This window comes from Streptomyces sp. NPDC048254 (assembly GCF_043201895.1).
Classification (GTDB): Bacteria; Actinomycetota; Actinomycetes; order Streptomycetales; family Streptomycetaceae; genus Streptomyces.
In genome coordinates this window covers 35111-51488 of record NZ_JBICZJ010000020.1, presented here as the reverse complement: position 1 = coordinate 51488, position 16378 = coordinate 35111, and the positions used below count along the sequence as shown (strand labels likewise).

Annotated in this window: 16 protein-coding genes, 2 tRNA genes and 1 pseudogene; 10 read left to right on the top strand and 9 right to left on the bottom strand. The window is 68.7% G+C overall.

The window, feature by feature from the left end:
- Position 1 precedes the first annotated feature (1 nt).
- The 4 genes from ACGFZQ_RS40680 to ACGFZQ_RS40665 all read right to left on the bottom strand — a co-directional run bounded on the left by ACGFZQ_RS40680 (position 2) and on the right by ACGFZQ_RS40665 (position 4021).
- A complete protein-coding gene (locus ACGFZQ_RS40680) occupies positions 2-1633 on the bottom strand; it encodes an ATP-binding protein (RefSeq protein WP_393844654.1) in 1632 nt (543 codons plus the stop codon).
- Positions 1630-2370: a response regulator transcription factor gene (locus ACGFZQ_RS40675; protein WP_026179246.1), complete on the bottom strand. Its 741-nt coding sequence runs from the start codon at positions 2368-2370 to the stop codon at positions 1630-1632. The genes ACGFZQ_RS40680 and ACGFZQ_RS40675 overlap by 4 nt, the downstream gene beginning before the upstream one ends.
- Before the next feature lie 306 nt (positions 2371-2676).
- On the bottom strand, positions 2677-3546 hold the full coding sequence (locus ACGFZQ_RS40670) for a DUF2797 domain-containing protein (RefSeq protein ID WP_393844653.1): 870 nt from the start codon (positions 3544-3546) through the stop codon (positions 2677-2679).
- A 106-nt stretch (positions 3547-3652) separates the two neighbouring features.
- Entirely contained in the window at positions 3653-4021 is a 369-nt protein-coding gene (locus ACGFZQ_RS40665) for an HGxxPAAW family protein (protein ID WP_393844652.1), read from the bottom strand.
- Positions 4022-4218: 197 nt separating this feature from the next.
- Here ACGFZQ_RS40665 and ACGFZQ_RS40660 point away from each other — a divergent pair, with 197 nt between their 5' ends.
- From ACGFZQ_RS40660 to ACGFZQ_RS40650, 3 genes are all read left to right on the top strand, one after another.
- On the top strand, positions 4219-4737 hold the full coding sequence (locus tag ACGFZQ_RS40660) for a MarR family winged helix-turn-helix transcriptional regulator (RefSeq protein ID WP_393844651.1): 519 nt from the start codon (positions 4219-4221) through the stop codon (positions 4735-4737).
- A gap of 99 nt (positions 4738-4836) precedes the next feature.
- On the top strand, positions 4837-5358 hold the full coding sequence (locus ACGFZQ_RS40655; protein ID WP_393844650.1) for a hypothetical protein: 522 nt from the start codon (positions 4837-4839) through the stop codon (positions 5356-5358).
- 95 nt (positions 5359-5453) lie between these two features.
- Positions 5454-6005: a hypothetical protein gene (locus ACGFZQ_RS40650; protein WP_393844649.1), complete on the top strand. Its 552-nt coding sequence runs from the start codon at positions 5454-5456 to the stop codon at positions 6003-6005.
- Positions 6006-6469: 464 nt separating this feature from the next.
- Here the strand turns inward: ACGFZQ_RS40650 and ACGFZQ_RS40645 are convergent, their stop codons facing one another.
- Both ACGFZQ_RS40645 and ACGFZQ_RS40640 read right to left on the bottom strand, forming a co-directional pair.
- Complete coding sequence (locus tag ACGFZQ_RS40645) at positions 6470-6691, bottom strand: hypothetical protein (RefSeq protein ID WP_351695681.1); 222 nt, start codon at positions 6689-6691, stop codon at positions 6470-6472.
- Between the two features lie 228 nt (positions 6692-6919).
- Positions 6920-8878 (bottom strand): SpoIIE family protein phosphatase, encoded by a 1959-nt coding sequence (locus tag ACGFZQ_RS40640; RefSeq protein ID WP_393844648.1) that lies wholly within the window; start codon positions 8876-8878, stop codon positions 6920-6922.
- A 462-nt stretch (positions 8879-9340) separates the two neighbouring features.
- Here ACGFZQ_RS40640 and ACGFZQ_RS40635 point away from each other — a divergent pair, with 462 nt between their 5' ends.
- The 5 genes from ACGFZQ_RS40635 (at position 9341) to ACGFZQ_RS40615 (ending at position 14191) form a co-directional block, all read left to right on the top strand.
- Entirely contained in the window at positions 9341-10081 is a 741-nt protein-coding gene (locus tag ACGFZQ_RS40635; RefSeq protein ID WP_393844647.1) for a DUF5996 family protein, read from the top strand.
- A 1001-nt stretch (positions 10082-11082) separates the two neighbouring features.
- Positions 11083-11445, top strand: a complete 363-nt coding sequence (locus ACGFZQ_RS40630) for a hypothetical protein (protein ID WP_393844646.1) — start codon at positions 11083-11085, stop codon at positions 11443-11445.
- Between the two features lie 212 nt (positions 11446-11657).
- Positions 11658-12473: a DUF5819 family protein gene (locus ACGFZQ_RS40625; protein WP_393844645.1), complete on the top strand. Its 816-nt coding sequence runs from the start codon at positions 11658-11660 to the stop codon at positions 12471-12473.
- Between the two features lies 1 nt (position 12474).
- Positions 12475-13764, top strand: a complete 1290-nt coding sequence (locus ACGFZQ_RS40620) for an HTTM domain-containing protein (protein WP_393844644.1) — start codon at positions 12475-12477, stop codon at positions 13762-13764.
- 7 nt (positions 13765-13771) lie between these two features.
- Complete coding sequence (locus ACGFZQ_RS40615) at positions 13772-14191, top strand: thiol-disulfide oxidoreductase DCC family protein (RefSeq protein WP_393844643.1); 420 nt, start codon at positions 13772-13774, stop codon at positions 14189-14191.
- Between the two features lie 92 nt (positions 14192-14283).
- On the opposite strand, the pseudogene ACGFZQ_RS40610 reads toward ACGFZQ_RS40615, so the two are convergent.
- Positions 14284-14550: pseudogene (locus tag ACGFZQ_RS40610) on the bottom strand (DNA mismatch repair protein MutT); the annotation flags it as partial.
- Between the two features lie 232 nt (positions 14551-14782).
- On the opposite strand from ACGFZQ_RS40610, the gene ACGFZQ_RS40605 reads away from it, so the two are divergent.
- On the top strand, positions 14783-15235 hold the full coding sequence (locus tag ACGFZQ_RS40605; protein ID WP_393844642.1) for a tyrosine-type recombinase/integrase: 453 nt from the start codon (positions 14783-14785) through the stop codon (positions 15233-15235).
- A gap of 100 nt (positions 15236-15335) precedes the next feature.
- On the opposite strand, the gene ACGFZQ_RS40600 is transcribed toward ACGFZQ_RS40605, so the two are convergent.
- Both ACGFZQ_RS40600 and ACGFZQ_RS40595 read right to left on the bottom strand, forming a co-directional pair.
- Positions 15336-15408: transfer RNA gene (locus tag ACGFZQ_RS40600), tRNA-Arg, on the bottom strand.
- Between the two features lie 255 nt (positions 15409-15663).
- Positions 15664-15754, bottom strand: a tRNA-Ser gene (locus ACGFZQ_RS40595).
- A 171-nt stretch (positions 15755-15925) separates the two neighbouring features.
- Here ACGFZQ_RS40595 and ACGFZQ_RS40590 point away from each other — a divergent pair.
- On the top strand, positions 15926-16348 hold the full coding sequence (locus ACGFZQ_RS40590) for an SSI family serine proteinase inhibitor (RefSeq protein WP_393844641.1): 423 nt from the start codon (positions 15926-15928) through the stop codon (positions 16346-16348).
- Positions 16349-16378 lie beyond the last annotated feature (30 nt).

The following is a 16378-nucleotide window of genomic DNA, read 5'->3' as shown; positions in this document are numbered from 1 at the left end:
GTCAAGCGCCCTGTTGCACCCATGTGGTGGCACTGTGCTGTGCCTGTGAGTGCGATTGCCAATTCGTTTCGGGGGCCGGCTGCGGGGCCGCCGGGGCAAGCGCGGGCAGATACAGCGTGAACACCGTGCTGCCAGGAACGCTGTCCACAGTGACGGCACCGCCGTGCGCGGAGGCGACGGCCTGCACGATGGCGAGCCCCAGGCCGGTGGACCCGGTGGACCGCGACCGCGCGGAGTCGCCGCGCGCGAACCGCTCGAAGACGTGCGGCAGCAGGTCCGGCGGAATGCCCTGTCCGTTGTCCTCGACGTCCACGCACATCCACGGTCCGCGCCGCTGGATACGGGCGGTGATGGTGGTCCCCGGCGGGGTGTGCTTGCGCGCGTTGCCCAGCAGGTTGACCAGCACCTGCTGGACACGGGCCGCGTCGGCGGCCACCAGGGCCGGCTCGTCGGGCAGGTCAAGGCGCCAGTTGTGGTCCATGCCGGCCGCGCGCGAGTCGCTGATGGTGTCGACGACGAGCGGGATCAGGTCGGTGTGCTCGAACTGCAGCGGACGGCCGGCGTCCAGCCGGGCGAGCAGCAGCAGGTCCTCGACGAGAAGGGTCATCCGGCCGGCCTCGGACTCGATACGGCCGAGGGCGTGCCGGGTGTCGGGCCCGACCTCCTCCCGGCCGCGCCGGGTCAGCTCGGCGTAGCCGCGGATGGAGGCGAGCGGGGTGCGCAGCTCATGGCTGGCGTCGGCGACGAACTGCCGTACCCGCATCTCGCTCTGCTGGCGGGCGTGCAGGGCGCCGTGCACGTGGTTGAGCATGCGGTTGAGCGCGGAGCCGACCTGGCCGACCTCGGTGTGCGGGTCGCACTCCGACTCCGGGACCCGCTCGCTGAGGTTGACCTCGCCGGTGTGCAGGGGGAGTTCGGAGACGCGGGTGGCGGTGTTGGCGACCCTGCGGAGCGGACGCGTGGCCACGCCGACCATGACGGTGCCGGCGAGGGAGGCGGCGATCAGGCCGGAGAGGGTGAGGCTGATCTCGACGATGATCAGGGTGTTGATCGTGCCATCCACGTCGGAGGTCGGGATGCCGACGTAGAAGGTGCCGTTGTTGCCCTTGACGTACTGGGCCTGGTACGTGCCGAGGCCCGGGATGTCGACCGTGTGCGGCCGCTCGTCCTGGGCGACGGAACCGAGCGCCTTGGTCTGGGCCCCGGTGAGGTCGTCGGGGGTCATCTGGGTGTAGCCGGCGGAGTTGTTCTCCTTGGTACCGACCTTGCCGCTGGTGATCGACCCGTTCTCGACCTGGGCCGCGATGGTCTTCTGCGGCTGCGGCCCCTGGGTGACGAAGTCGCCGAGGGTCTTCGGCTGGCTCGGCTTGAGCTTGTTGGCGTTGCCGGCCAGGGGGCTGCCCTTGCCGTCGAAGCCGCCCACGGGCCCGCCGGCCGCGCGCAGCGCGACCTCGCGCAGGTTGCTGTTCAGCTGCCCGTACAGGTGGTCCCGCAGCACGAGCGTGGTGACGGTCCCGATCACCGCGCAGACCACGGCGATCAGGGTCACGGACACGACGACGAGCCGGGTCCGCAGGGTGCGCGGCTGTGCTGCTCGTCGCTTCTGCGCACGCGGCCGTCGTCGCCCGCTCATGACGCGGCGGGCTTGATCAGGTAACCGGCCCCACGCCGGGTGTGGATCATCGGCTCCCGGCCGGCGTCTATCTTCCTGCGCAGGTAAGAGATGTAGAGCTCGACCACATTGGCCTGCCCGCCGAAGTCGTACGACCACACCCGGTCCAGGATCTGGGCCTTGCTGAGCACGCGCCGCGGGTTGCGCATCAGGAAGCGCAGCAGCTCGAACTCGGTGGCGGTGAGGTGGATGCCCTCCCCGGCCCGCGAGACCTCGTGGCTGTCCTCGTCCAGGGTGAGGTCACCGACGACGAGCACCGAGTCCGACCGCCGGTCGGCGGCACCGGAGCGGCGGATCAGCCCGCGCAGCCGCGCCACGACCTCTTCGAGGCTGAAGGGTTTGGTGACGTAGTCGTCGCCGCCCGCGGTGAGACCGGCGATCCGGTCCTCGACGGCGTCCTTCGCGGTGAGGAACAGCACCGGCACGTCGGGCAGCTCGCGCCGCAGGCGACCGAGAACGGTGAGGCCGTCCATGTCGGGCAGCATCATGTCGAGGACGACGGCGTCGGGCCGGAACTCCCGGGCGGTCTGGATGGCACCCGTGCCGTCACCCGCACTCCGGATCTGCCAGCCCTCGTAACGCAGGGCCATGGACAGGAGTTCGGTGATCGACAGCTCGTCGTCCACCACAAGCACTCGGACGGGGCTCCCGTCCGGCCTCAGCAGTTCGGTGCGCCCCTGGGGCGAGGTCGTGGTCATGATGGACACCTTGTCGGGGTCCTCTGAGAACACGCTTTCACTAATCTGTGATTTCCCTAAGAAACACACAGGCGCCTCTCAGGGAACGCCTGGGAATCCCATCACCTGCGCACGAACTCGTGACCGCGCCCGCCTGCGGGCTGTGCGGATCATGTACGTCCGGTGTGCGCCCCGGCCCGCTGATGAAAGCCCGATGAACCGCTGATGAGAGCGTACCGGGGTGGCCGGCCGGGCGCCTGTCGGGTGGCTTCGGGCGGATCTCGGCAGGTCCGTCCCGGGGGTTCCTTCCCGGGTGGCCGGCACGGGTCAGAACAGACCCTCCTGGGGTGCGGTGAACTCCCGCACGGGTACGCCGAGTTCACCCTCCTCCCCCGCTCCGGCGGCGGCCAGTTCCCACCCCGGCAGCAAGCGCGTGTCCAGGACGACGACCCCGCGCCGGGTGGCGAGATGCAGATCCGGCCCGGCGGCCGCGACGAGCTCACCGCTCACCACGCCACCCGGGACCAGCTCGGCCACCTCTCCGACGGCGGCGGGCACCCCGTCAAGCCCGAACACCCGCACGTGGTCGACGACTTGGCAGGGCTCGGGAACGAGCGCCTCGGGCCAGGCCCCGAGCGCCAGGGCCCGCGCGTGCAGGACGACGACCTCGGCGGCCCGCTCGGTGTCGCTGCCCGGTAGGGCGGCCCGTACGACGCGCTTGTGGCCGTAGGGAATCCGGTCGGGCACCTTGAGCGCGGCCCGCAACAACTCCTCGGCCCGCCGCGCGGCCATCAACGGCCCGGCGCCCAGCCAGGTGAAGCACACGGCCCCCTGCTCCAGCAGCCGCGCCGGACCGCGCTCGACGGCGGTGATCCCGACCTTGACCATGCCGGGCCCGAACCACGCCAGATACACGTGGTACGGCCGGGGATCATCGGCGATGCCGTCGGCTGCCACGGAGTGCGCCCGGTCCAGCCGGGCACATTCCTCGCAGCGCGCGCCGGTACTGCGCCCGGACACGGGCGCGCGTACCGCGCAGGGATGCCCACGCGCTCCCACGCACTCCCGCACAGCTCCGTCGGTCCTGAAGGCGACGCGCCTCCCCGGCCCGAGCACACTGCGCCGCCCGCCGCTCCACACCAGCACGGGCCCGTCGTCCGACCACCGCAGCCCCGAGCATTTCCACACCTGTGCCATCACTCGCGAGCGTAGAGGGCGGCACTGACATTGATGCTGATACTCAGGTTCCGGTGGCTGTGGCGGAAGGGAGCGGCCGACGTGGAGGCGGGGTACCGGCTCCTGGTCAGCCGCCGGTCCGGGCGGTCACCGGCTCGGCATCACCCGTGGTGGTCACCGGCTCCAGCACGGACCCGGTACGTCGTCCCCGGCCCGCCAGCCGGCACGACACACATCCGGGGTGGCCGTCGCGGGCGCTGGTGTCCCGGGCCCCTAGCGGCCACTGCGTCCGGGGCCGGGGGCCGGGCGGCTTGCCCCAGCCGGCGAGATGCAGATACCAGGTGACCAGGACGCTCACGGCACTCACCGCGGCCCCTCCGACCAGGGCCGGTACCGAGACGGCGCACACCCCCAGCCCCAGCAGGCCGCTTCCGACCGTCGCGATCGCGGTACCCGTCCACCCGGCGACCGTGTGACCTTCGTCGTGCTGACTCACGTACCCGCCTCCCCTTCCTAGGCAGCGGAAACTTCACTGGCAGCAGAAACACAACATCCGACGCGAGGACGACTAGAATCCCTCACGGGCTAAGGAATTTACCCCCTACATCTCTCACGTGCTAAGGGATTCGGCGAATCTCCGAGGATCGACGCATCTCCAGGGACCTCGAACCCTTCAAGGAATCGGGAACGACCATGCACGGCAAGCCGCGACCGCCCGCGGACCCCGCCCGGGCCCGGTCCGCGATGGACCACCTCATCGCGGCCCATGTGATCGGCCAGCAGGAGCTGGCCCGGCGGCTCGGGCTCAGCGTCACGGACCTCACCTGCTTCGGCTTCGTCCTGGAGGCGGGCGAGGACCTGCTGACGGCGGGCGACCTGGCCGCCCGCGCCCATGTGACGACGGGCGCGGTGACGGGCATCCTCAACCGCCTGGAACGCGCGGGCTACGTCACAAGGCGCCCCGACCCCGACGACCGCCGCCGGGTCCGCGTGGCCGCGGTCCCGGACGCGGTCACCCGCGTCGAGGCCGTGTACGCCGGCCACTACGCACGCCTCACGGACCTGTTCGCCGACTACACCCCCGACGAACTGGCCACCCTCACCGACTGGTTCACCCGCGCGACGGAGCTGGCCCACGAATACCTGGAACGACTGAACCGCAACGGCTCCAAGGACTCCGCCCACTGCGGCGACGCTACGGATCCGGGCTGAGTCCTCCCCCGGGTAGAGCAGCCGCATCCACCCGTTTTCCACCCCGCTTCCACCCATGGGTCCACGTGCCGGACGGGGTCGGAACCGGATAGTCGGGGCATGACGATTTCCGACTGGATCATCGATGTGGCACTCATCCTCGTGGTCATCAAGCAGATGCGGGAGGAGCGGCTGACGGCCTTCAGGCTGCTGCTGCCCCTGGGCCTGATCACCTGGGTGGCGACCAGCTACCTGCACGAGATCCCGACAGCGGGCAACGACCTCTCCCTCATCGCGGCGTTCGCCGGAACAGGCATCGCCTGCGGCGTGGCCGGCGGCCTGCTCACCCGGGTCCGCTTCGCGGACGGGCACGTCCGGGTCAAGGCGACCCTGGGCGCGGCGGCCCTGTGGGTACTCAGCATGGGCTTCCGCCTGGGCTTCGCGATCTGGACCTCCCACCCCTCCGACGAGACCCGCATAGCCCACTTCTCCGCCACCCATGACATCACCGGCGAACAGGCATGGGTCGCCGCCCTGGTCCTCATGGCCGTCAGCGAGGTCGTCATCCGCCTGGGCATCATCGTCGTACGCGGCCAGACACTCCGCGGCCGCGAGCGCACCCGCGTCCTCGCCACGGCGTGAGCCGGAGCCGTGCACGGCGGCCCACGGATCCGCCGCCGTCGCCACGCCCCCCGGCCCCCACCGCGCATCTGGGGACCACGTACAACTCCCGCACCGTGACGCTCTACGACCAGCCCGCGGGCAAGCCCCGGACACAGCTCAAGAGCGGCAAGACCGATGCGCACGGGAACCTCGTCGCCTCTTACAAGATCACCCGCAACGCCGTCCTCAGCACCGCCTTCACGGGGGACTACCGCTACGCACCGCGTACGGTGACCACCACCGCGACCGTCACACCGACGACCCGGACGCAGACGCAGTGGCCGCTCTCGACCACCGGCATCGGCTCCACCACCTACCAGGTCTTCTACAAGTCCGAAGTCAACATGGGCTTCAACGTCCAGGTCACGCCCCGTCAGGACGGCGGCTGCACCTCGGTGTTCGTCGAGCACTACCACTCGGGGTCCTGGCACCAGGTCACCTCGAAGAGCTGCGTCCCCCTGTACGCCGACGGCTGGTACGGCTACGGCCGGTCTCTCAAGCTCTTCACGAGCAACGACCGCTACCGCATCCGCGCCCACTACACCCCGCCGGCCAAGGGCGCCCAGACCGGCAGCACCTGGACCCGGTGGACCTACCTCACGGTCCGGCCCGGCAACCCCTCGTAATCCCTGGCCCCTCGGGGCCACCCCGCCCCGAAACGCCAAAGGCCCCGGACCGAACCGGGGCCTTTGCTGTCGGTTGCCCAAGCTGAGGACGTTGGGGGCGGTAACGGGCGCCGGCTCCGTCACGCCCTTCCGGGGCGACCAGACGCCCGCACTCCTGGCGGCACCGCGGCGCCGCGACACTCAGCGGTCATCCGTCCAACCGACCGCTAGGCAGCCTCGGGCCGCGCCGTACGCGTGTCAGAGGCGGGCTCCTGTGCGTCCTCGGACCCCTCGGACCAGGAGATCTCGTCTTCTCCGAAGTCCGGGGCCTGGAAGGGCTTTGTGGTCGGAGGCGGCGATACAGCGGTGGAACGGCGGGGTTGCCCTTCCAGGGCGGAGAACAGCGACGTCGAGTCGATGAGAAGTCTGCCTTTCGTTACAGGTCCCTGACGGGGCCTGGCGTGCCGCGACCGGGCACGGCGGTCCTACAGCTTGGTCATCTTGGCGTACGGGCTCAGGATCCGCATTTGCGCCGAACCGAAGTCCACGAGCGCCGCGGTTCCCTCTTCGATGCCGATGACCCGGCCGAGGCCGTACACATCATGGGTGACCTGATCGCCCATCGCGAAGTGCTTGGGAGCTGGTGCGACCGGGGCTTTGAAGGGGCTGGTAGGCAGGTGACGCTTCGGTGCCGCAGGCTTTGTCATGGCTCAGTATGAGCCTACGCGCGGCCCGTTTGCTGTGGCCGTCGGCACAGATCCATTCGTGAACTCTCACGCCAGACCGCTGACCTGGTGTTTCGAGACGCTGTGCCGTCAGAACCTCGATCGAGCCGGGGCCGCCTCACTCGCCTGTTCGCCCCGCGTTCGGCTCAGGGCATGCCGGTCAGGGGTTCCGCACAGCCGTCCATGCCGATCGGGCGGGCAGGGGGCGCGTCACGCGCGTCGAACGATCAGCACGGCGATGTCGTCGGGGTTGTTCGAGGCGATGGCGGCATCGAGGATCCGGCCGGCTGTCTCCTCGGGGCTCAGTCCGTCGTGGAGGGCCTGGGCGGCCAGTGTTCCGGTCTGCTCGAGCCCGGCGTCCAGTGTGAGGTCCGGCCCTTCGACCACGCCGTCGGTGACCATGACCAGCGCGGTGTCCTTGTCCAGGGTGAAGGTCTCCTGCGGGTAGTCGGCGTCCGGCAGGATGCCCAGGAGCGGACCGCCCGACAGCCGGCGTACGTCATGGCTGCCGTCGTCGTGGGCGCACAGCAGGGGCACATGGCCGGCACTGGCGCCGGTGACCTGTCCGCTGCCCGAGTCGATGCGCAGCATGCTGCAGCTGGCGAACCGTGGTGCGTCCATCGCGACGAGCAGCTGGTTGGCGTTCCTCAGCACGGTTCCGGGGTCCGGCTCGTGGGCGGCGATCGCGCGCATGGAGCCGCGCACCTGCCCCATGAAGGCGGCCGCGTCCACGTCGTGCCCCTGGGCGTCGCCGATCTCCAGGACAACCGTGCCGTCCGGCATCAGGAAGGCGTCGTACCAGTCTCCGCCGATGTCGAGCCCGGAACCGCTGGGCCGGTAGCGGGCAGCGACCCGCAGGCCCGGCAGGTGCTCGGGCAGCTTCGGCAGCATGGTGCGCTGGACCGCCGTGGCCAGCTCGACGCGGGCCTGCTGGGATCTGATGCGCACCAGTGCCTGGCCGGCCAGCTCGGCCAGGGTGAGCGTGAACGCGGTCTCGTCCAGGGACGGGCGGTGCCCGCTTTCGTAGGTCACCACCCAGGCCCCGAGGGGGTGGTCGCCGGCGGGGCCGAGGGGGGTGATCGATATGGCGACGTCGGGGCCGCCCCGCTCCGGGGGCGCCGCGCACACGTGCGGCCAGCAGCGCAGAAGCTCCTTCCGATCGGCGATGAACTGCGGCTTGCCCGTGCGGATCACCTGGGTCAGCGGCTGCCGCTCGTCCAGGTCCATGCTGCGCACCTCGTCGGCGTGCCACGAGGGGAACCCGCCGTCCGAGGAGACGGAGAGGTGCCCGTGGTCGACGAGCGCGAGTGCCGCGCTGGTACCGCCGAAGGTCGCGGCGAGCCGGGTCAGAACGACCTGCTGAAGCTCCTGCTCGGAGGCGGTGCGGATGAGGGCGGAGGAGAATTCGGCGATCTCGCCGGCGCGGCGCCGCTCGGCCCCCAGCCTGGCCAGCATCTCCTTGCGGCGGGCCTCGTGCTTGGTGTCGTCGCGGATCATCCCGAAGACCTGCTCGGGACCGTCGTACCCCAGCCGGACCCTGCGGGTCTGGCAGGCCAGCTCGTACCGGTCGCCGTGGTCGGTGTGGAACCGCAGTTTGGTCCAGGTGCGCTGGGGAGCCTCCGCCGCCAGGAGCCGTCGCAGGGAGTCCCGATCGTCGGGGTGGACGTGCCGGACCACCCAGGGCAGGGACACCGAGGCCTCCGGGAACAGCGCGCCCACGTCGGCCGCGCCTCCCAGCCATTCGAGCTCCTGCACCTCGGGGTGGTAGATGCACAGGCCGAGGCCGGCGGCCCTCGCCGACAGCCGGAACGGCATCAGCAGGCTGCCGAGGTCCTTCTGCACGTTCAGGGAGTGCAGCCAGACGAGCTGCTCGCCCCCGTCGGTGGTCACCGGCCGCGCCTCGACGAGGAAGGCCAGAGATGCTCCGTCGGGACTGGGAAGGTCCAGCACCCGCATCGCCAGCCGCTGCCTGCTCGCGTGGGTCACCATGCGCTCGACCACAGGGCGCTGGCTTTCGGGCACCAGCTCCCACGCGTACCGGCCCACACACTGCTCCGCCGGCCTGTCGAGCGACGTGGCCATCGCCGTGTTCAGGGAGCGGACGATGCCGTCGGGATACAGCAGAGCCGACGGTTCAGCCCTTCGCAGGAGTTCGTCCGACGCATCCACCTGTCGCTCCTCGAGATCATCGAGGGATCAGTCGGTAGTTCCAATCATTGCATTCCGGTCATTTCGTCGCGCCGTCAACGCTTTGGGGCAACGCCTCGTGGCACGGGCGCCGAAGCCTCGTTGACCTGCTCTTGCCGCCTTGGTTCCGGGCGGCTGCCGGGCGCACCGTCCGCCGAGACGCTGACCTGCGTGTGACAATCGGTAGGTGGATCGCGGTTCCGCGTCCGAGGCTCGCCCGTCGCCGCGATGGGAGGCTCTCCGTGAGCGACCGTCTCAATGCGTGGCCGACGCTGGTCCGAGCGGACCTGGCGCCGATGGTCGACTAGCTGAACCGGGTGGTACAGGTCGCGGGCAAGTACACCCTCGACGAACCGTTCGAAGCCGGCTGGGGAAACACCGTCCTCGATGTCACCCCTCGTGGGCTGAACGTCGGCGCTTCGGCAGCGAGCCACGACGTTCGCGGTGCACTACAACCTGCTCGACGGTGACGTGGCCATCGAGGCCGACAACGGCTCGCGGACGGTGCCCTTGCCCAAGGGATCAGGCGCCACGTTCTATACGTCTTTCTGCGATGCCGCGGACGGGCCCGGCATACACCCACCGCGCAGCTCGTTGATATGCGAGATTCCGGATGCACCGCCGCGCTTCGAGGACGATCGCGTCGAACGCGTCTGGGACGACCACGCCGCCCGGCTGATCTGGACGGCGCTGGACCTTGCCGCTGACGGGCTCGAGGCGTGGCAGGCCCCCTTCCTGGGATACCGCCCCCGGGTCGGCGTGATGTGGGGCGTCGCCCTGTCCGCCACGCGTTACCGTGCGGGGACCGCCGTGCCGACGCCCCACCAGCCGCCCTTCCTGCAGAACGCCCAGCGCGACACGTACGTGTCGGTGGGATTCTCCTTCGGGGACGCCAAGGCGCCGGACGTCGGCATGTACGCGTACATCTGGCCCCCGCCGGACGGAGACCGGTCCTGGGGCGTTGAGGGTGCCGCATGGCATCCCGACGCCGGCCTGGTTCGTCTGCCGTGGGCCAGGCTCAGGGAGACAGCGGACCCGCACCAGGTCATCATGGCGTTCGGTGACGCCGTCCACGACGCCGCCGTCGAGACAGCGGGCTGGCCGTCAGAGCTCGTCGGGCCTCGTGTCGAGGGTTGGTACATGAGCAGGACACCGCCCGGGTCCGTCCAACACCAGCACGGCTGACCCACCGGCTGCCGTCCATCCGTCCGTGTGGTCGCAGGAGTTCGGACCAGGGCCTTTCACTTCGCCGCCGTACGCCCCCGGAAACAACAAGAGCCCCGGACTGATCCGGGGCCTTCACTCTGTGTGCACTCGGCAGGATTCGAACCTGCAACCTTCTGATCCGTAGGATCGGGCAGGCGGTTGGGCGGGGGCTCTGCCCTCGTCCCGGCTGATCGCTGGTGGTCGTGGTCGACGGCCTCTGGGTGGCGTCGTTGCCGTCAGGGTTGCCATCAGCGCTGAACGGTGGCACCGACTCGCAGAGTGCACAGGACTTCAGGCCCAGCCCGGCTGAGAGTTACAACTATCTCTACTGGTTCAAGGCGGCTCGCTCCGCTCACCGCGCGCGGCCCGGCCCCTGGCCGAGCCTGCGCTCCTATCTGTCTCCGCCCCGCTCCAGCCCGGCCGGCGCCCGTGCCGCGCGCACAGCAATCAGCCACCTGACCTCAGAGAAAGGGTAGTCGCGGCTGGGCGGTCGGCTCCACGGCTTTACGGAGCCACTTCAAAGCTGCTCCACCGACCTTTGGGACGCGCCCGAAGCCTTGCCAAACCGAGTCGCTCTGACGCATGGGCAGGCGAGGGGCACGCGGTGCCGGCGAGGTGCTCCAGGTCGTGAAACCGAGCGGATGGTGCAGCTCGACGGCACACCGCAACGCCCTGTGTTGCCGAACGAGCGGCAAGGTCACGCAAATTGCGCGTATAGGAACTGAAGTCAACGTGGCGTCGCCATTGACCGGAGCCAACCGTTTCAAAAGGGGTTGGTATAAGCCCGAGCGGGTGAAGATCCGAGTGCTATTACGTCGTTTGGGTCACCCTCCCCTGCGTGTTTCGCTACCTCTGCCATACCGAAAGGCTGAAGGATCCATACAGTCTTCTGATCCACCACAGAGAAAGGTAGTTCACTGATGAAGGCTTTCCGGGGCCTCGTTGTAGGGCTCGTGACCGGCGCCCTGTCTTTGGGGGGCGTGGCACTCGCCAATCCGTCCGTTCTACCCGCTCACCGAGTAATCACTGCCACCGGTCACATCCTCGGTTATGGCGGCGAGGGTGCGGACCACGGGAGCGGCTCCACGTCCCTGAACCTGGACCACAACTGCAAGGGCGGCACCTTCGGGTACTGCACCCAGAACGCGACGTTCAACCCGACAATCACGCTGATTCCCGTGGGCCTCATCGGTGGCTCCAACGGCACGAACAACCCGACCAACGCCAACAACGGGAACAACGGCAACAACGGGAACAACGGGAACAACGCCAACAACCCGAACAATGCCAACAACGGGAACAACGGGAACAACGGGAACAACGGGAACAACGGCAACGGCTGACAAGATCGCCTGATGCACGTCGACCCCTGCGTCACGGCATCCCACTGCTGCCGAAGCTGCGGCCCAATTATGTAGGGGCGCCAACAAGGGGCAGGGAATTCCGGCGTCGCCCTGACGGGCGGCGCCGGGGCGCCCGCCGTACGCGAGGCGCCGAAGCGGCGCACGGCTCTCTGCCGTTGCGCGTGCCGGTGAGACGGCAGATCACGAGGATCATGATGGAGCAGTTCACGAAGACAACGGGCGACTCCGCGCCGCCCAGAAGCTCCGACACGTGGGTGGGCCCGCCCAGGGCGTCCGCGGCAGCCGGCTCGGCAACGGGGTGCGTCGAACCGTCCACCCTTCCCGACACGGATGCCGCCGACGGCGCACCCCCTGCCGAAGGAGCCGGGCGAGATACCGCCACCCACATTCGGCTCACGACATCTCTGGCTGCATTGACGGCTACGGCCACCGTTCTGCTCGGCGCGGTGTTGTGGCACCTCGGCATGGTTTTCCTGACTCTCGCACCGGCTAACTCCGTGACGAACAGATACCAAAAGGCGATCAACGGTTATATCTATCCGGAATTCGGTCAGAACTGGCAGATGTTTGCACCCAACCCGCTGGCCCAGAATATGTCGGTCGGTGCACGGGTCCAGACGCTGGGGCGTGACGGCGTCCGACATGTCTGGGACTGGGAAAATCTTTCCTTCCCGCATCTGAATGCCATGAAGCACAATCCGGTTCCCAGTCATCTGGACCAAAATGTGCTGCGCCGGTCCTGGGATTTTTATACGCAAACGCACGATCTGAAGGACAAGCCTACGAACGGCATGCGCAGCGCACTGTCCACCGAATACCTGACGCGGATTACGCTTCAGCGTTTCGGCCGCCAGTGGAACGGCGAGCGGATCATCCGTATCCAACTCGCCAGCCGTACCAATGATGTTGCCCCTCCGAAGTGGACAGGGGAGAAGGCGCCGGACACGACGGCCTACAGGGTCCTGCCATGGTGGCCGGTCGAGGAAAAGTTCTACAAGGAGCTGTGACGTGTACGAAAACCGCAATGCGGCGACGGTCGTCGTTCCGGCGCCCCAACCTCCCGCGGACGGCGTCACCGCCCCCCGTCCCCCATCGGCCCCGGCGTCACAGCCGTTGACAACGGCGCCCCCTGCCGCTCTGGGCGCCCTGCGCGACCGTGTCGTCGGACATCTGTCGCGATTCATCGCTTTCGCCGTCCGTACCCACTCCCCGTACCAGGCCGCTGTCATCCGGATCGGATACGGCTTCTTCTTCACCTGCTACCTGCTCCGGGAGTGGCCGAACCGCCGCGTGCTGTTCGGTGACCACAACCCCTGGTCGCTGGCCATGACCAGGACCCTTACCGCCGACACACACGCGTTCACCGTGCTCACATGGTCGGGTGGCCGGTGGTGGTTCGAACTCGTCTACCACGGGGCGATCGCAGCTGCCGTACTGCTCATGCTGGGTTGGCGCACCCGCGCCACATCGGTGCTCTTCCTCGTGGGAGTGCTCGCGATCGAGAACCGAAGTCCTTTCGCAGGCGACGCCGGTGACGACATCATCCGCATCATGGCGGTCTACTTGGCCTTCACCCGCTGTGGCCAGGTCTGGTCGCTAGACACGCGCCGCCGTGGACCGCAGGTCGGCGACGCACGACGAGACCGGGCCGGGGCGGCGCTGTGGCTCACGCTCGGCCCGCCGCTGCTGTGGGCTTCATGCGTCCACTGGGACGGCTGGCTCGGGGTCTTCTGGGTGATGTGGAGCCTCCAGGGCCTGTGGTTCGCCCTGGGCCGGTGGGCCCATCGGCACGCGATGCGCTCGCTGCTGGACTCCGGCGCCGCCATGCTGCACAACTGCGCGATGCTGGTCATCGCCGCTCAAGTCTGCTTCATCTACGCCTCAGCGGGCCTGTACAAGAGTCAAGGGACGAAGTGGCAGGACGGAAGCGCCGTCTACTACGCGATGCGCCTGGATCTCTTCCGTCCCTGGCCGTGGCTGACCGACCTCGTCTCGGCGAACATGCTGCTGGTCTTCCTGCTGTGCTACGGCACAGTCATCATGCAGATCTCGTTCCCCTTCACACTCATGTACCGCAGGGTCAAGAACGTGCTGCTGGCAGTCATGATCCTCGAACACGTCGGGATCGCGGTCATCCTGGGCATCCCTTTCTTGTCGCTCGCCATGATCGTCAGCGACTCGGTCTTCCTGCCCACAGCCCTCCTCATCTGGGCCGACGGCCGGTCCGCAGGGCTGGTGCGGCGGATCCGCGAGCGACACGGACGTTCTAGGGGTGGGCAATGCCTGGAAGGGGCGTGAACGTCCGATGAGCCTCTCCCACCGCACCGAGAGGCGACTCCAGCACCTCCCCCTGCTCGTCTACGACGGCGACTGCGGTTTCTGCGCCGGTTCGGTGCGGTTCCTCAAGCGTCGTATCAAGCCCAAGTGCACCGTCAGGGCCTGGCAGTTCAGCGACCTCGACGCACTCGGTGTCACGGAGCGGCGGGCACGGCGCGAGGTGCTGTGGGTCACCCCGACGGGCACGGTGTACGGCGGCTCCCGAGCCCTTGCCAAAGCCCTGCTGAGCGCGGGCCGAGGGTGGCACATCCTCGGCGGTCTGCTCCTCACGGTCCCCGTCCGGTGGCTCTCCCACGGCGTCTACAGACTGGTCGCGGCCAACCGCCACAAGCTGCCGGGCGGCACAACCTCGTGCCATGCGGGCGTCCATCCGGGCCAGCCTACGTAGCGTCTTCAGCCGTCGCCCTGGCCACACCGCACAGAGGGACGCACCCACGTGGGGCCCGGATCGAACTCCTGAAGCGGGTGTCGCAGGTTCGATCAGCCGAGACAGGGCCGCTCCCGGTGCTCCAGGAAGTGACGGATCCGGAGCCGCTGCGTGTGGTGCATCGGGAGTTGATCGACCTCCTCCGGCTGCACGAACCGCAGCTCCGTGGACTCGTCCGAGATCGCCAGCCGGCCACCGACCACACGGGCGGTGAAGCAGATGTTGAACTGTCTGCGTACCTCACCGTCCGAGTAGGCGATGACGTGGTGAGGCTCGGTGTACGTGCCCACGAGCCCGGTGATCTCTACGTCCAGCCCCGTTGTCCCGTCGGCGCTGAAGGAGCATGCGCACGCAACGTGGCCCGGAACGTGGAGCTGAGCATGGGAACCAAGCGCGAGATCGAACCGCTCACCGCCAAGGAGGGGCGTCAGCTCCTGGCGGCGGCCCGGGACAACCGACTGTGGGCCGCGTACGAACTGGCGGTGCGTATCGGCCTCCGGCGCGGTGAGCTGCTCGGGCTGCGCTGGTCGGACGTGGACCTTCACGCAGAGCGTGCTCACCGTTCGGCAGGCCCTACAGCGCGTCGGCGGGGAACTGCTGATCGTCGCGCCGAAGACTCAGCGCTCGGCCCGTCGCGTGGCCCTGCCGGCCGAGTGCATCACGGAGGGCACGGGTCAGGGCCTCGTCTTCACCACCAAGAACGGGACCCCCATCGAGCCGCGCAACCTGAACCGCTCCTTCGAGGTGCTGTGCGTCCGCGCCGGCGTCCGCAAGGTCCGCTTTCACGACCTGCGCCACACCTGCGCCTCGCTCCTCCATGAACAGGGCGCCGACGCTCGCATGATCATGGAAGTCCTCGGCCACAGCTCGATCCGCGTGACCATGGACATCTACACCTTGGTACGGCTCGACTCCCAGCGCTCCGCGTTCGATCGTGTCGGCGACGCGCTGAGGGGTGACGGCAACGATCTGGACGACGATGACGGCGCCGCGGTGTCCGGGTAGCCGTCTGCTCGGCCCCCGAAATCCGGTTGCCGTCAAACACTGCCGTCAAGGCATAAAACAGAGGCCTTGTGGATCACTCCACAAGGCCTCTGACGTGCTGTGCACTCGGCAGGATTCGAACCTGCAACCTTCTGATCCGTAGTCAGATGCTCTATCCGTTAAGCTACGAGTGCTTGTTCTCTTGTCTTTTTTGTCTTCGCTTCCGGCCCTTCCGGCCCGCTCGCGGCGACAGGAAGAACATTACATGACTGCCGCCGCCATGTGAAATCCGTTAGGTGCACCCATTGTGACCTGCGGAAACGCCATATCTCGGGGTCCTGCGCACACCGGCCGCCGGGGGGTGGTGGTGATCACGGCGGAGTGAAGGCAGGGCCGTAAACGACTCAGGGAGCCCGGACCGAAAATGGTCGGGCTCCCTGAGTCAGGTGCGGAGGCGGAGGGATTTGAACCCTCGATGGGATTGAAGTCCCAAACCGCATTAGCAGTGCGGCGCCATAGACCGGACTAGGCGACGCCTCCCGCACAGCCGCCCGCGCGAGCGCGAGTGGTGCGTGCAGATGATGACACAGTCGAGCGTGCTGTCACCAATCGGCTCCCACGGTACTAGGCAGTCGGGCCGCAGGGCAAAGCCCTTCCCGTGAGGCCCGGAGCGCGCCGCAACATCCGGGCGGCCGACGCGTTGGGCAGGGCATGTCTCACTTCGCCGTGCGGGGCGCCCTCGGGGCCGTCGCCGCCGTTCTCGGATCCTTCCCCGCCCTGCCCGCCTCCGCCTCCGCCGACGTCCAGGGCGACCATCTCACCGTCACCGTCCGGCACGCCGGGGACGGGCGGGACGGCACGTACGAGCTGTCCTGCCATCCCGGCACCGGCAGTCACCCGGACGTGAGCGGGGCCTGCCAGGCGCTCGACCGGAACACGCGCTGGGGACGGGACACCTTCGCCCCGGTCGCCCCCGACACCGCCTGCACCATGCTGTACGGCGGCCCCGCCACCGCCCATGTCACCGGCACCTGGGCCGGCCGCCCGGTCGACGCGACCTACGACCGCAGCAACGGCTGCGAGATCGGACGCTGGAACCGCATGGTGCCCCTCCTGCCGGAGCTGGGTTCCTAGGGTCCGGCCCGACCTGGGTTCCCAGGGCCT